General features: G+C 63.6%; 10 protein-coding genes. 2 read left to right on the top strand and 8 right to left on the bottom strand.

Going from position 1 to position 14,253, the window contains the following annotated elements:
* Positions 1 to 7: 7 nt before the first annotated feature.
* The 3 genes from FA04_RS04580 to FA04_RS04570 form a co-directional block, all read right to left on the bottom strand.
* Positions 8 to 2,194, bottom strand: coding sequence for an RNA degradosome polyphosphate kinase (locus FA04_RS04580; protein ID WP_034803821.1), 2,187 nt, complete (start codon positions 2,192 to 2,194; stop codon positions 8 to 10).
* Between the two features lie 64 nt (positions 2,195 to 2,258).
* The gene (gene hdaA / locus FA04_RS04575; protein ID WP_034803824.1) at positions 2,259 to 2,948 is read right to left on the bottom strand and encodes a DnaA regulatory inactivator HdaA; all 690 of its coding nucleotides are present in this window, start codon (positions 2,946 to 2,948) and stop codon (positions 2,259 to 2,261) included.
* A 26-nt stretch (positions 2,949 to 2,974) separates the two neighbouring features.
* The gene (locus FA04_RS04570) at positions 2,975 to 4,096 is read right to left on the bottom strand and encodes an AI-2E family transporter (protein ID WP_034803826.1); all 1,122 of its coding nucleotides are present in this window, start codon (positions 4,094 to 4,096) and stop codon (positions 2,975 to 2,977) included.
* 259 nt (positions 4,097 to 4,355) lie between these two features.
* Here FA04_RS04570 and purM point away from each other — a divergent pair, with 259 nt between their 5' ends.
* A complete protein-coding gene (gene purM, locus FA04_RS04565) occupies positions 4,356 to 5,426 on the top strand; it encodes a phosphoribosylformylglycinamidine cyclo-ligase (RefSeq protein WP_034803829.1) in 1,071 nt (356 codons plus the stop codon).
* On the top strand, positions 5,423 to 6,091 hold the full coding sequence (gene purN / locus FA04_RS04560) for a phosphoribosylglycinamide formyltransferase (RefSeq protein ID WP_034803831.1): 669 nt from the start codon (positions 5,423 to 5,425) through the stop codon (positions 6,089 to 6,091). The genes purM and purN overlap by 4 nt, the downstream gene beginning before the upstream one ends.
* 311 nt (positions 6,092 to 6,402) lie before the next feature.
* Here the strand turns inward: purN and FA04_RS04555 are convergent, their stop codons facing one another.
* From FA04_RS04555 to FA04_RS04535, 5 genes are all read right to left on the bottom strand, one after another.
* Complete coding sequence (locus tag FA04_RS04555; RefSeq protein WP_234798751.1) at positions 6,403 to 7,725, bottom strand: virulence factor family protein; 1,323 nt, start codon at positions 7,723 to 7,725, stop codon at positions 6,403 to 6,405.
* A gap of 59 nt (positions 7,726 to 7,784) precedes the next feature.
* The gene (gene mprF / locus FA04_RS04550) at positions 7,785 to 10,394 is read right to left on the bottom strand and encodes a bifunctional lysylphosphatidylglycerol flippase/synthetase MprF (protein WP_034803834.1); all 2,610 of its coding nucleotides are present in this window, start codon (positions 10,392 to 10,394) and stop codon (positions 7,785 to 7,787) included.
* A gap of 103 nt (positions 10,395 to 10,497) precedes the next feature.
* Complete coding sequence (locus FA04_RS04545) at positions 10,498 to 11,094, bottom strand: NUDIX domain-containing protein (protein WP_034803837.1); 597 nt, start codon at positions 11,092 to 11,094, stop codon at positions 10,498 to 10,500.
* Positions 11,095 to 11,137: 43 nt separating this feature from the next.
* The gene (locus FA04_RS04540) at positions 11,138 to 12,031 is read right to left on the bottom strand and encodes a cation diffusion facilitator family transporter (RefSeq protein ID WP_034803839.1); all 894 of its coding nucleotides are present in this window, start codon (positions 12,029 to 12,031) and stop codon (positions 11,138 to 11,140) included.
* A 32-nt stretch (positions 12,032 to 12,063) separates the two neighbouring features.
* Complete coding sequence (locus FA04_RS04535) at positions 12,064 to 14,199, bottom strand: molybdopterin-containing oxidoreductase family protein (RefSeq protein WP_034803842.1); 2,136 nt, start codon at positions 14,197 to 14,199, stop codon at positions 12,064 to 12,066.
* Between the last annotated feature and the right edge of the window lie 54 nt (positions 14,200 to 14,253).

Genomic DNA, 14,253 nt, shown 5'->3' with positions numbered 1-14,253 from the left:
TTCCAGTTTATTTGTGCCAGCCGCTCTTCCAGCCGGCTATGAGCTTCGGTGCGCTGGACTTCAGGGCCTCGCCCCGGCCGGAGAGGCTGGGATTGGTCATGAAATAGTGCTGTGCGTTGAAAGGCTCGGCATCCTTGCCGACTTCCATCCGGCGAGAGGTGCCATCGGGAAGAATTTCGTAGCTCTGCTGGTTGTCGATGAGATTACCCAGCATGATCTGCGACAGAACCTGTTCGTGCACAGTCCGGTTGATGAGAGGCACGAGCGTCTCGACCCGCCGATCCAGATTGCGCGGCATCATATCCGCCGAGCCGATATAGACAAGGGCATTCTCCGATGGAAGCCCGTGACCGTTGCCGAAGCAGAATATGCGGGAATGTTCGAGGAATCGGCCGACGATGGACTTGACACGGATATTGTCCGAGAGCCCCGGGACCTGCGGGCGCAGGCAGCAGATGCCGCGCACCACCAGGTCGATTTCGACGCCGGCACGGCTCGCCTTATAGAGCGCGTCGATGATCTCCGGATCGACGAGCGAGTTCATCTTCATCCAGATCGCCGCCGGGCGCCCGGCCTTGGCATGCTCGATTTCTTCGTCGACGTGCCTGAGAATGCGCGGGCGCAGCGTGTGCGGCGAGACGGCCAGCTTCATGCCCGCCTCCGGCTCGCCGTAGCCGGTAATGAAGTTGAAGATGTTCGCCATGTCGTGGGCGATGACCGGGTTGCAGGTGAAGAACGACAGGTCGGTGTAGATCTTCGCGGTGACCGGGTGATAGTTGCCGGTGCCGAGATGGCAATAGGTCCGAAGCTTGCCCTCTTCGCGCCGCACCACCATCGACATTTTGGCGTGGGTCTTCAGTTCGATGAAGCCGAAGACGACCTGGACGCCGGCGCGTTCGAGGTCGCGCGCCCAGCGGATATTGGCCTCCTCGTCGAAGCGGGCCTTGAGCTCGACCAGCGCCGTCACCGACTTGCCGGCCTCGGCGGCGTCGATCAGGGCGCGCACGATCGGGCTGTCGTTCGACGTGCGGTAAAGCGTCTGCTTGATGGCGACGACTTCAGGATCGCGCGCTGCCTGCAACAGGAACTGCACGACCACGTCAAAGGACTCGTAGGGGTGATGCACCACCATGTCCTTCTCGCGGATCGCCGCCAGGCAGTCGCCGGCATGCTCGCGCACGCGCTCGGGGAAACGCGGATTGTACGGCTCGAAGCGCAGATCGTCGCGTGGAGCCTTGGTGATTTCGGACAAAGTGTTGAGTGCCAGCAGTCCCGGCAGGACGGCGATCCGGTTTTCCGGGACGCCCAGTTCCTGCACGACGAACTGGCGCAGCGACGCCGGCATTTCCGAATCGGTCTCGATGCGGATCACCGAACCGCGGCGACGGCGCTTCAGCGCGGTCTCGAAAAAGCGAACGAGGTCTTCCGCCTCTTCTTCCACCTCGATATCGCTGTCGCGAATGATGCGGAAGGTACCGGAGCCTTTGACCTCATAGCCCGGAAACAGTCGGTCGATGAACTGGCTGACCATGTCTTCGAGGGTGATGTAGCGGATGACGTTCTTGACGTCGGGCAGCCGGATGAAGCGGTCGAGTGCCACCGGCAGACGCAGGAGCGCCGTCATTGGCTCGCGGCCGGTCTTGCTGACGAGCTGCAGGCCCATCGAAAAGCCGAGGTTCGGAATGAAGGGGAACGGATGCGCCGGGTCGATGGAGAGCGGTGTCAGCACTGGGAAGATCGACTGATCGAACTCGTTGGCAAGCCAGCTCCTGTCCTGCACCGAAAGCGAGGCCGGGCGAACGATCAGGATGTCTTCCTTGGCGAGATACTGCTGAAGCACGGCGAGCGAGGCCTGCTGCTCCATCTGCAGATTGTCGATTTCCTTCAGGATGTCTTCGAGCTGCTCGACCGGGGTCTTGCCGTCGGGCGAACGCATCGAGAGGCCCTGGCGCACCTGGCCTTCGAGGCCGGCGACGCGCACCATGAAGAACTCGTCGAGGTTGGCGGCCGAGATCGACAGAAAGCGAACACGCTCCAGCAGAGGATGCGCCGTGTTCAGCGTTTCCTCGAGCACGCGGCGATTGAACTGCAGCCAGGAAAATTCGCGGTTGATGAAGCGCTGCGGGCTCGTCAGCAGGTCGACGTCCTCCGCCGATGCCTGGTTTTCGTTCACCGCAGATAGCGCGTTATCCATGCTTTTCAGATCCCATTGCTCCGGCTGCACCGGCTATCTCAGTTTGACGACGGTTCTGTGACAGTCAATCGGACCGACGCTGATTTCCCAGTTCTTCGAGAACTTCGGAAGCGAGCGCGCGTGAAAGCTTCGTGCCGCGGGCCAGCGCCAGATGGTCGATGCGCTCGACGATCGTCTGCGCTGCCTCCAGCGAGCGCTCCATGCGCTGGACGATGTAGCCCACCAGCCGCTCGTCGACGAAAAGCTGGCGATCGGCAAAGAGCTTGATCAGCACCTGCGTCAGCAATTCGTCGTCCGGCTCACCGATCTCGACCACGGTCGCCGCCTTCAGGCGCGAGCGCAGATCCGGCAGCGTCACCGGCCAGGACATCGGCCAGAGCCGCGTCGTCATCAGCAGGCTGGTGCCGTGCTGGCGCACATTGTTGATGACGTGGAAAAGCGTCGTGTCGTCGAAGCCGCTGCGGTCGGCATCCTCGAAGAGAACAGGTCTTTCGGCCGCGATCAACGCGGCATCGGAGCCGGCGAGCGGGTGGATCACTTCCGCTCCTGCCCGCTCCTTCCAGATGCTGGCGAGATGCGATTTTCCCGAGCCGACCGGGCCGGCGATGATGACCACGGGCGCCGGCCAGTCCGGCCAGTGGTCGACGATGGCGATGGCCGCGCTCAGCCTGTCGGAGACGAGCAGGTCCTCACGACCCGTCGCCGGGTCGTGGCCGAAAGCCAGGGGGATTTGTTCGAATGGGCGTTTTGTCATGCTGTACTCGGGACAATCGTCGGAAATCAGGCGGCCTTGTCGCTCTTCGCCTTCTTTTCCACGGCCTTGCCGTGCCCGTGATAGAGGTCGCTATCAAGGTAGCGCTGGATGCCGAAGCGGACAAGCACGCCGATGGCGGCTGCTGCGGGCACCGCGACCAGAAGACCGACGAAACCGAACAGTGCACCGAAGGCAAGCAGCGCAAACATCAGCCAGACCGGATGCAGGCCGACGCTTTTGCCCACCAGCTTCGGCTGGAGGATATTGCCCTCCATGAACTGCCCGCTGAAGAAGACGGCAAGCACGAGGCCGATCCACAGATAGTCCGGCCAGAACTGGACCAGCGCGACGCCAACGGCGAGCACCAGGCCGACCATGGATCCGACATAGGGAATGAAACTGATCATGCCGGCGAAGAGACCGATCAGCAGACCGAAATTGAGACCGACCAGCGACAGGCCGATCCCGTAATAAAGACCAAGAATGAGGCAGAGCGAGCCCTGCCCGCGCACAAATCCGGCGATCGTCGCGTTCATGTCGCGGGCGATCTGGCGCACATCCGAGACGTAGTCGCGCGGAACCCAGCTATCGACCTTCTCGACCATCCGGTCCCAGTCGAGCAGGATATAGAAGGCGACGACAGGGGTGACGACCAGCAGCGAGATGACGTCGAGCAACGCCACGCCGGAGTTCCAGATCTGCTGGAAGAGCGTGCCGAGGAAGGCAGCACCCTGTTCGAGCAGTTTGCCGGAGCTTTGCTTCAGCGACGGCATCTGGCTCGCGAGCCAATCGGGAATCAGCCGCGTCTGCGCTTCGTTGACGAGCACCTGCAGCTTGGCGGCATAGCCGGGGATGTTCGCAATGAAATCGGCCGCCTGGCTGACGACGACAGGAATGATGACCATGAGGGCCAGCACGAAGACGACGACGAAGCCGATCAGGATCACGACCGTCGCCATCAACCGGCTCAAGCCGAACCGCTCCAGGCGGTCGGCGACCGGGTCGAGGAAATAGGCAAGCGCCATGCCGGCCAGGAACGGCAGCAGGATCGAGCTGAAAACCATGAGGAAGGCAATGAAGGCGGCAAGCACCAGTAGCCAGAAAATGACCTGGCGCTGCAATCCGGAACCGCTGACCTTGATATCCATGACACTCCTCGTGAGGCGCCGCTCGCCACTGTTGCGTATCACAACCCTGTCAAGGAGATAGGGGGCGGTGCGCGTAACGGTCAAGTCCGACCGGTGCAGTCATCCAGTTTATAGCCAAGCTGACTGGCTTGCGCCGTGGGATATGGGCAAAATGGTGAAAAAACGCCGCCAAGGCGTGCTCTCGGCTTGCACTCCCTTGCCTGCCGTGCCAATCGCATCCGCAAAATACCTGTCGCACGACGAGCCTTGGAGAACGAGCATGAGCCAGTCGGGAAAGAACGGTCTCACCTATAGCGACGCGGGCGTTGATATCGACGCCGGGAACCTGATGGTCGAGAAGATCAAGCCGCATGTGCGCTCGACCCGGCGGCCCGGCGCCGACGGCGAAATCGGCGGCTTCGGCGGTCTCTTCGATCTCAAGGCCGCGGGCTTCACCGACCCGGTTCTGGTGGCCGCCAACGACGGCGTCGGCACCAAGCTGAAGATCGCCATCGACGCCAACAAGCACGACACCGTCGGCATCGACCTCGTCGCCATGTGCGTCAACGACCTCGTCGTCCAGGGCGCCGAACCGCTCTTCTTCCTCGACTATTTCGCGACCGGAAAGCTTGACCCGGACCAGGGTGCCGCGATCGTCGCCGGCATCGCTGCAGGCTGCCGCGAATCCGGTTGCGCGCTGATCGGCGGCGAGACCGCCGAAATGCCCGGCATGTATTCGGGCGGCGACTACGATCTCGCGGGCTTTGCCGTCGGCGCTGCCGAACGCGGTCAGTTGCTGCCGGCCGGTGACATCTCCGAAGGCGACGTCATCCTCGGCCTCGCCTCCTCCGGCGTGCATTCCAACGGCTATTCGCTGGTGCGCAAGATCGTCACGCTCTCGGGCCTTGCCTGGGATGCTCCTGCTCCGTTCGGCGAAGGTACGCTTGCCGATCTCCTGATGACGCCGACGCGCATCTATGTGAAGCCGCTCCTGAAGGCGATCCGCGAGACCGGTTCGATCAAGGCGCTCGCCCACATCACCGGCGGCGGTTTCCCTGAGAACATTCCGCGCGTGCTGCCAAAGCACCTCGCTGCCGAGATCGACCTCGACGCGATCAAGGCGCCGAAGGTGTTCTCGTGGCTCGCCCAGACCGGCGGCGTTGCCGCCAATGAAATGTTGCGCACCTTCAACTGCGGCGTCGGCATGATCGCCGTCGTTCCGGCCGACAAGGCCGCAGAGGTTTCCGCCGTGCTCACCGGCGAAGGCGAAACCGTCTTTACGCTGGGCCGCATGGTCGCCCGCGACGAAGGTGCAGCCGGCACGATCTACAAGGGCAACCTGGCCCTATGACGACGGAAGTCTCGACGGGCAAGAAGCGGGTCGTCGTCTTCATCTCTGGTGGCGGCTCCAACATGCTGGCGCTCGCAAAGGCAACGGCCGAGCCGGATTTCCCGGCCGAGATCGTCGCCGTCATCGCCGACAAGGCGGATGCCGGCGGCCTCGCCAAAGCCGAGGCGCTTGGCATCCCCACGCGCGCTTTCCTGCGCAAGGACTACGACAGCAAGGACGCCCACGAAGCGGCAATCCTTGCCGAGCTCGACCGGCTGTCGCCGGACATCATCTGCCTCGCCGGCTATATGCGTCTGCTGTCGGCGACGTTCATCCAGCGCCACGAGGGACGTATCCTCAACATCCATCCGTCCTTGCTGCCGCTTTTCCCCGGCCTGCACACCCATCAGCGGGCTATCGACGCCGGCATGAAGGTCGCCGGTTGCACCGTGCACTTCGTCACCGAAGGCATGGACGAAGGCCCGATCCTGGCGCAGGCGGTGGTTCCAGTCGTGCCCGGCGACACGTCCGACAGCCTTGCTGCCCGAGTGCTGACCGTCGAGCACCGCACCTATCCGATGGCGCTTCGGCTGATGGCCGAGGGCAAGATACGCATGGAAGGCGGTCGCGCTGTGAGCAAGAGCCTTGGCGAGGCGACGGGTACGCTGATTTCGCCGGCTGCGTAATCACGCCGGGTTGCTTTGTCCCGACCACAGCGCATCACACGCGGTTAACGCCAGAATACCCCCTCTGCCCTGCCCGGCATCTCCCCCGCAAGGGGGGAGATCAGCAGATGGCGACCGCTCGGCGGTCATTGCCCGTTCGCCGGTGGCAACTCTATCTGGCGCAGAAGGATACCCCCATCGTCAACATCGAGCCGGCGGGCAATCTCGTTCAGTTGTAGCGGGTGGGCGCGTCTAGCCGATCTCCCCTTTGTGGGGGGAGATCCCCGGCGGGGCAGAGGGGGGTAAGCCTCACGCCCCCACACACCGACCGTTCACTTCGCCGAAGCCAGCCGGCGATCGAGGGCGTCGAGCACGCGCCGTGTCAGCGCCGGATAATCCTCGTCGAAGTGGTGGCCGCCGTCGATGCCGATGACGTCGACGCCGGTGCCCTTCAGTTGCGGGCAGGCATCATCCTCTTCGTCGGTGCCGTAGATGCATTGCACCAACGCCGGGTCGATGCGCTTGATATCGTCGAGCGGATCACCACCCTTGCCGTCGCCAGAAGCCCCTAGCCAACCCAGCACAGAGACCTTGTAATCGACCATGTGCGAGAGGGCCATCAAGGTCACCTGGCGAACATGGGCCTTTTCGCCGGCCGGCAGCAGGTTGAAGGTTCGCGGCAGGACGTCTGCACCGAAGGAATAGCCGATGAGGAGCACATTTCGCACGTTCCAGTGCTTGCGGTAGTAGCTCATCACCTTGGCAAGGTCGTCCGCCGTCACCTGCGGATCGCGCTCGGACCAGAAGTAGTGCAGGGAATCGAAGCCGACGACCGGTACGCCCTGCTGCTGCAGCACGTCGCCGACTTCCTTGTCGATGTCGCGCCAGCCACCGTCGCCTGAATAGATCACCGCCATCGTGTCACGGGTCGGCTTTGCGTCAAGGATGGTCAGGGGCAAGCCGAACGGATTGCCGGCGTCGCGCTCGCTGTCGATGATATCGGTGAGGTGATCGGACAGCGTCGTATAGGCGTCGTCGTCACTGTCCTCTTGCTCGACGTCCGGATGCTTGGCGATCAATGCCGCCACATGGGAGCGCCCGTCGGCCGATGCCGCGGGTGAAAAGACGACGGAAACCGGATCCGGCAATGCCCCGTCGGTCAGGCCATAGACCATGCGGTCGCCCTTCTTCACCTTTTCGGCCGGGGTGCAGAGTTGCTTTTCAAGCGCGATCCCCTCTTCCGGATCAATCGCAAGTGTTTGGCCGATGGTGGCAGGCGGTGTCTGGGCAGCGATGGCGAGTGCCAGCGCACCACCGGCACCGACGCCTGCGACGACGGGCAATTGGTAAGCGTCGGTGCCGACGGCACGCTGCACCTGCTGGCTCAGCGATTCGATGTCGGAGACCATGTAGATGCAGTCGCCATCATCCTTGGCGAGCGAAGCGAGATAGGCCTTGAGGTCGATGCCGACAACGACTGTCTTGTCATCGGTGAGCGTGTCGGCGATCGCCTGCTCCTTGTCCGTCCAGCCGGCGGCGTCCGACAGCAGCACAACAAGTGCGGCCGCCTTTTCCTTCGGCAGCATGATGCGCGGCGACGGGATCATCCCGGTATCGTAGCTCTTCGGCGCGTCTTCCGCGAGAGCGGGGAACATCGATGCGGAGAGCAGCAGCGCCGCCGAAGTCAGGCATTTCCAGGCGTTCGCGACAGGGATCATTTCTTCACCACTCCCTTGAGACCGCCGCCGATCAGGAATGTCGCATCCATCAGGGCGAGGATCGGATTGATGCCGCCACTGGCGACAAGATAGCGCGGTTGCCACTGCGGATGAAACTTCGACTTGAAGGCGCGCAAGCCCTTGAAGTTGTAGAAACGTTCGCCGTGTTCGAAGAAGGTGCGCCCGGCCCGGTCCCAGACCGGCGCGATCTGGCGCGTGGACATGCCCGACAGGGGCGCCATGCCAAGGTTGAAGGTACGGTACCCCTCGGCCTTCAGATACTCCATCACCTGGGCGAAGAGAAAATCCATCGCGCCCTTCGGCGCATCCGGCGAAAAGCGCATGAGGTCAACGGTCCCCTCCTCCTTGGTCGCCGTCACCAGAATATTGGCAAATGCGACCGTACGCCCACCACAGGTGAGGATCGCCACCGGCTGCTCGCGAAGATACTCGGGATCGAAGGCACCGAGCGAGAAGCCTTTCTCCTTGGCATTGTGATGCGCGAGCCAGGCATCGGAGACCGCGGTCAGGTCAGGCATGACGTCCGGAACGTTTTCGGGCGCTACGACACGGAACTCGAGCCCGTCGCGCTGGGCGCGGCTCACCTGCTGGCGCAGGTTCGCCCATTTGCCCCCCTTCAGCTCGAAGCGGGCGAGGTCGACGCGCGCGAGTTCGCCGAGCCGGAAGGCGCGCAGCCCGGCATCGGCATAGTATGCAAGCCCCAGGGGCGAGACCTGGTAGAAAACCGCCCGGCAGCCGGCCGCGCGCGCCTTTTCGATGAAGTGCCAGATCAGCTCCGGCCAGGCATCGATCGGGCCGACGGGATCGAAAAGCGCGATCCAGGAACGAGCACGCTGGCCATACATGATGAAGGCTCGGCCGTCGGCGGAAAACAACAGGCTCTTGTCGCCCATGCGCACCAGATTGGCATCGGACATGTCCTGCGCCTCGACGATCGAGAGCGCCCGCTCCATCGCGTCGTCGGAGGCAGGCTCGGCGGCTCCGGTTGCCGGGCGCATCAGGCTCCAGATCGCAAGCATGCTCGCGCCGATCGTTACGCCGAGAAGCGCGCGCAGGCCGCGGGGGGCTTCGGCGGAGAATTCGAACTGCCACCAGAGCTCATGGCTGTATTCGACATCGCGATAGACGAAGAGCAGCACGACCAGCGCGCCCAGGCAGATGACCCCGAGCGCCGTCAGCCACGGCACCGTCAGCGCCTGCCCGAACAGCGAGGCCGGCCGCACGAACAGGCGGCGGCTGACGATGAGCCCCACCAGGAAGAAGGCCAGCATGCCCGCTTCCACCACGGCGATCGCCTTGATCAGCGACAGCAGCAGCGCGGCGATCCCGATCACGATCGAGGCCCACCAGGCGCCGTCAAGCCTCAGCGCCAGTCCGCGCGAGACGACCACGAGGGCAAGGCCGAGCAGGCTGGCGAGGAAGTGTGCGCCCTCAACGATCGGCAAGGGCAGCAGTCCTTCGAGGAATGCCAGGTTCTCGTCGGGCGTCGGGGTCACGCTGGAAAGAACCAGCATGATCGCCAGCACGATGCCGAGCGTTGCCAAAAGCAGCGGCGTCATGCGGCCGCCGATGCGCCGCACGCTGGAGGCAACCGGATGACCGGACAGCTGGCGGAGTTCGATGCCGATGACGACGGCGATCGCGATCACGAGCGGCAGAACGTGATAGATCACGCGGTAGAGCACCAGCGCGCCAAGAATGGTGTCGACATCGGCATTGTGGCCGAGCGTCGCGATGATGATCGTCTCGAAGACGCCAAGACCGGCCGGCACATGGCTCAAGACGCCAACGCCGACGGCCAGCGAATAGACCGCAAGGAAGGCCGGCCAGCCGATCGTGCCGGCGGGTAGAAGAACATAGAGAACGGTCGCCGAGGCGGCGAGATCGAGCGCCGTCACCAGGAACTGGCGCGAAACGGTGCGCGAATCCGGGAGCCGAAGCGTCAGACGCCCGATGCTGACCTCGCGCCCGTCACGGGCAAGAAAGAACACTGTGAACAGACCGCCGAGGATCACGGCCGCGATTACGCGCAATACCAGAGGATCCATCCCGGTCATCGGCGCCACATACTCGCCGACGGCAAGCAGGCTGAGGCAAGTCACCGCCAGCAGCCCGAGCCCGAAGGCGAGCGTCACGAAGGCGATGATGCGGGCGATGTTCTCAGGCTCGATGCCGAGGCGCGAATAGGAGCGGTAGCGGATGGCGCCGCCACTGAGCGCCCCGAACCCCGCAGTATTGCCGACCGCGTAGGCCGAGGCCGCCGTCAGCGCCACGTCGGCATAGGGCAGCTTTCGCTTGACGTAATCAAGAGCGCTGACGTCATAGAAGGTGAGCGCGAGGAAACTCAATGCGGTGAAGAACACCGCCGCCGCGACGGAGATCCAACTGGTATCCGCCAATGCCTGGACGACCTCGTCGTACTGGACTTCGGACGTCAGGTGAAAGATCGCAAAGCCGAAAAGTGCGATTACGAAGAGCGTACCGGCAGCCGATAGATAACGGCGATTGCGACGCAGGAAGGAGAACCAGCCTCCCTCCGCCTGCTGCTCGTCGTCGGTTGCACGTTCCGGTAGGGAGGATGTCATGAAGCGCCCATGTCGATAATGAGGACATCAGCGCTTTAGCTTACCCGATACGGATCAAAAAGTGAAATATCGGTAATAAATTATACTCTTATAAAACAATCCCTTAGGCAAACAGTTGCTGCCGGTTGAGTTGGGCCCACTGCAGCAGCATGATCGTCTTGGCATCGCAGATCTCTCCGGTCGCGATCATTGCGACGGCTTCGTCGAAGGGGATTTCCAGCACTTCGATGTCCTCGCCCTCATGCGCAAGCCCGCCGCCGTCGCCGCGTTTTTCGGTGGCGTCGATGTGGCCGACAAAGAAGCTCGTGCGCTCGGTCAGCGCCCCCGGGCTCATATAGACATCGAAGAGGTGGATAACGTCCTGGACGTGGTAGCCGGTCTCCTCCAGCGCCTCGCGGCAGATCGCCTCTTCCGGAGTGTCGCCGTCGAGGAGCCCGGCGGCCGCCTCGATCAGATAAGCCGGGTCGCCCTGGAGCAGAACGGGAACGCGAAGCTGCCGCACCAGGATGACGCTCTGGCGCCTGGCATCGACGAGCAGGATGGTCGCCGCATTGCCATGGTCGTGGATCTCCCGCTTCAGCGTCACGGTCGCGCCATCGGACATCTGCTGTTCGAACGTCACCTCTTCCAGGTGCGCAAAGCCCTTCCACAGCGTGCGGCGGCCGACGATCCTGACGCGTGGGTCATGCTGGGTGCTCATGCAACTTCCTTCTCCGGCGAGTGCAATCCCGCCCTTTCAGCCATCAGTGGATATGTTCCGCTGCCGCGCGATCTTCCCGCTCCATCTGCAGCGTCGTGTGGTGCAGGTCGAACGTCGCGCGCAACTGCTCCTCGATTGCGCGGCGCACGGTCTCGGCATCGGCACCGTCGGCAAGTACCGCATGGGCGGTCAGCGACGGCTGGCTCTGGGTGATCGCCCAGAGGTGCAGGTCATGCACGGAGGCAACACCGGGAACGGCGGCAATCGTCGCGTGGACATCGGCGAGGCGCATGCCCGGCGGCACGCCTTCGAGCAGGATGTTGACGCACTCCTTCAGCAGCACCCAGGTGCGCGGAAAGACCATGAAGCCGATGCCGACAGCGAGCAGCGAATCCACCCACTGCCAGCCGGTCAGCCAGATGACCACCGCGCCGACGATGACGGCGAGCGAGCCCAGCATGTCCGACCAGACTTCGAGATAGGCGCCCTTGACGTTGAGGCTTTCGTCCTTGTGGCTGGTGAGCAGCCGCATCGAGGCGAGATTGACGAGAAGGCCGACGACGGCAATCACCAGCATGCTGCCGGACTGGATCTCCTGCGGCTCGGACAGCCGCTTCCAGGCCTCATAGAGGATGTAGAAGGCGACACCGAGCAGGAGCAGCGCGTTGAAGGCGGCAGCCAGGATCTCGAAGCGGGCGTAGCCATAGGTGCGCAAGAGGTCTGACGGGCGACGGCCGACATGGATCGCGACGAGCGCGATCGCAAGGGCCGCTGTGTCGGTCAGCATGTGCATGGCGTCGGATATCAGCGCCAGGCTGCCGGTCAGGATGCCGCCGACGACTTCGGCCAGCATGAAGCCGCCGGTCAGGCCAAGCGAGGCCCAGAGCCTTGAAACCGGCGTGCTCGTGACATCTGCATGGTGGTGGTCGCCGCTCATGGGAGGTTCCGTCTGCCGTTCTACAACCTGACTTAGCGCGCCAACCTTACCCAGACCCTGTTGTCGTGAAAGGCGGCACCACCATACGGCGCCACCGCATCGGCGCCGGTGAGCACATTGATGCCCTCCCCGTCGAGATGCGCGCCATTCGGCCACAGGCCCTCGGCGATGACGACGCCGCGACGGGCGCCGCCACCGATCTTCGCATGCAGACGCACCTCGCCGCGGACGTTGCCGAGTTGGACGACATCGCCATCGGCAATGCCGAGTTCTGCGGCATCTTCCGCATGAACCATCACTTCCGGGCGCACTTCCTTCTGGGTCGAGGACGGTGTCTCAGCAAAGGTCGAATTCAGGAAGGATCGAGCCGGAGAGGTCGCCAGCCGGAACGGGTGCTCGGCGTCGGCAACCTCGATGAGGTCGACATGATCAGGAAACTCCGGCAGCGCCTGGTGCGGCCCCTGAATGCCCATCGACTTCGGCGGCCGGTTCGGCGCCGGCGTCCCCGTCCAATCCGCCTTGAAGCGGAACTTGCCGTCCGGGTGGCCAAAGCCGTTGAGATAGTGCGCCTCCTCGAAGGCGGGCTGACAGTCGAGCCACTTCTCCCGTTTCATCTCTTCGTAGCCGATTCCGTAGTTGGCGAGCAGCCGATCAATGTGCTCACGCTCGGTCAGGCCGAAGCCGGCATGATCGGCAACGCCAAGGCGCTTGGCCAGTTCCTCGATGACGAACAGATTGGTGCGCACGGTCGAGGGTGGTTCTACCACCTTAGGGCCTATCAGGATGTGCTGATGGCCGCCGCCGCGATAGAGATCGTCATGCTCCAGGAACATGGTGGCCGGAAGCACGATATCGGCAACAGCAGCCGTATCGGTCATGAACTGCTCGTGCACGGCAACAAAGAGGTCGTCGCGCAGGAAGCCGCGCTTCACCAGCCGCTGCTCCGGCGCGACGTTCACGGGATTGGTGTTCTGGATCAGCATCGCCGTCACCGGCCCGCGGTGGCGCAGCGCCTCGGCGTCGCCGGTCAGCACCCGGCCGATCTGCGACTGGTCGAGCATGCGCACATCCGGATCGTGAAAGGCCGAGCCGATCAACTCGCGCTTGTCGAGCTTGAAGATATCGTTGTTGGAGTGGAAGGCACCGCCGCCTTCGTGTTTCCAGGAACCGAGCACGGTCGCCACGGATGCCGCCGCGTGGATGGCGACGGCACCGTTGCGCTGGCGCGTGAAACCGTAGCCGAGCCGGAAATAGGTCCGCGGCGTCGTGCCGACCAATTTTGCAAAGGCCTCGATTTCCTCGGCCGAAAGGCCGGTGATCGCCGACGCCCACTCCGGCCCGCGCGACTTCAGATGCGCTTCAAGGCCGGCCGGATCGTCGGAGAACTTCGCCATGTAGGCCCGGTCGGCGTAGCCGTCGCGAAACGCGATGTGCATCACGGCGCAGGCAAGTGCTGCGTCGGTGCCCGGCTTCAGCACCAGGCCCATGTCCGCTTGCTTGACCGTCGGGTTGTCGTAGATGTCGATGACGACGATCTTCGCGCCGCGATCCTTGCGGGCTTTCACCGCATGGGTCATCACGTTGACCTGGGTCGCAACCGCATTCGTGCCCCAGATCACCACGCAATCGGCCTTGGCCATTTCGCGCGGGTCGGGGCCGCGCAAGGCGCCGGTCGCCATGCTCAAGCCGGTCCAGGCCATGTTCGTGCAGATCGAGCCGAAGAAGCCGGAATAGCGCTTGGCGTGACGCAGCCGGTCGATCGAGTCGCGCTGCACCTGGCCCATGGTGCCCGCGTAGAAGTATGGCCACACGGTCTCGGCGCCATATTTCTGCTCGGCGCGAATGAACAGATCGGCGATCTCGTCGAGCGCGGCCTCCCAGCTCACCTCCTGCCAGCCGCCCTCGCCCTTGGCGCCCTTGCGGCGCTTCGGCACCATCAGACGGTCGGGATGATAGATGCGCTCGGAATACCGCGCCACCTTGGCGCAGATCACGCCGGCGGTGTAGGTATTGGCGGCTGCACCGCGCACACGGCCGATCCGCCCTTCGGCGGTCAGGTCGACTTCCAGGGCGCAGGCCGAGGGACAGTCGTGCGGACAGACCGAGTGGCCGATGGTTTTTTCTGCTTTGATGGGGGTCGCAACGTTCATGGCTTTTCTATATGGCATCGGCATTTCGGCTCAAAGAGCCAATCGCCCACCCATCGCAACTATTGATCACAG

The organism is Ensifer adhaerens, from assembly GCF_000697965.2.
Classification (GTDB): Bacteria; Pseudomonadota; Alphaproteobacteria; order Rhizobiales; family Rhizobiaceae; genus Ensifer; species Ensifer adhaerens.
This window is presented reverse-complemented; position numbering and strand designations above follow the sequence as displayed.

What these genes read in the sequence shown, in the direction of transcription:
- FA04_RS04580 (WP_034803821.1), bottom strand. Translation starts at nt 2,194, where the DNA reads ATGGATAACGCGCTATCTGCGGTGAACGAAAACCAGGCATCGGCGGAG.
- hdaA (WP_034803824.1), bottom strand. Translation starts at nt 2,948, where the DNA reads ATGACAAAACGCCCATTCGAACAAATCCCCCTGGCTTTCGGCCACGAC.
- FA04_RS04570 (WP_034803826.1), bottom strand. Translation starts at nt 4,096, where the DNA reads ATGGATATCAAGGTCAGCGGTTCCGGATTGCAGCGCCAGGTCATTTTC.
- purM (WP_034803829.1), top strand. Translation starts at nt 4,356, where the DNA reads ATGAGCCAGTCGGGAAAGAACGGTCTCACCTATAGCGACGCGGGCGTT.
- purN (WP_034803831.1), top strand. Translation starts at nt 5,423, where the DNA reads ATGACGACGGAAGTCTCGACGGGCAAGAAGCGGGTCGTCGTCTTCATC.
- FA04_RS04555 (WP_234798751.1), bottom strand. Translation starts at nt 7,725, where the DNA reads ATGTTCCCCGCTCTCGCGGAAGACGCGCCGAAGAGCTACGATACCGGG.
- mprF (WP_034803834.1), bottom strand. Translation starts at nt 10,394, where the DNA reads ATGACATCCTCCCTACCGGAACGTGCAACCGACGACGAGCAGCAGGCG.
- FA04_RS04545 (WP_034803837.1), bottom strand. Translation starts at nt 11,094, where the DNA reads ATGAGCACCCAGCATGACCCACGCGTCAGGATCGTCGGCCGCCGCACG.
- FA04_RS04540 (WP_034803839.1), bottom strand. Translation starts at nt 12,031, where the DNA reads ATGAGCGGCGACCACCACCATGCAGATGTCACGAGCACGCCGGTTTCA.
- FA04_RS04535 (WP_034803842.1), bottom strand. Translation starts at nt 14,199, where the DNA reads ATGCCATATAGAAAAGCCATGAACGTTGCGACCCCCATCAAAGCAGAA.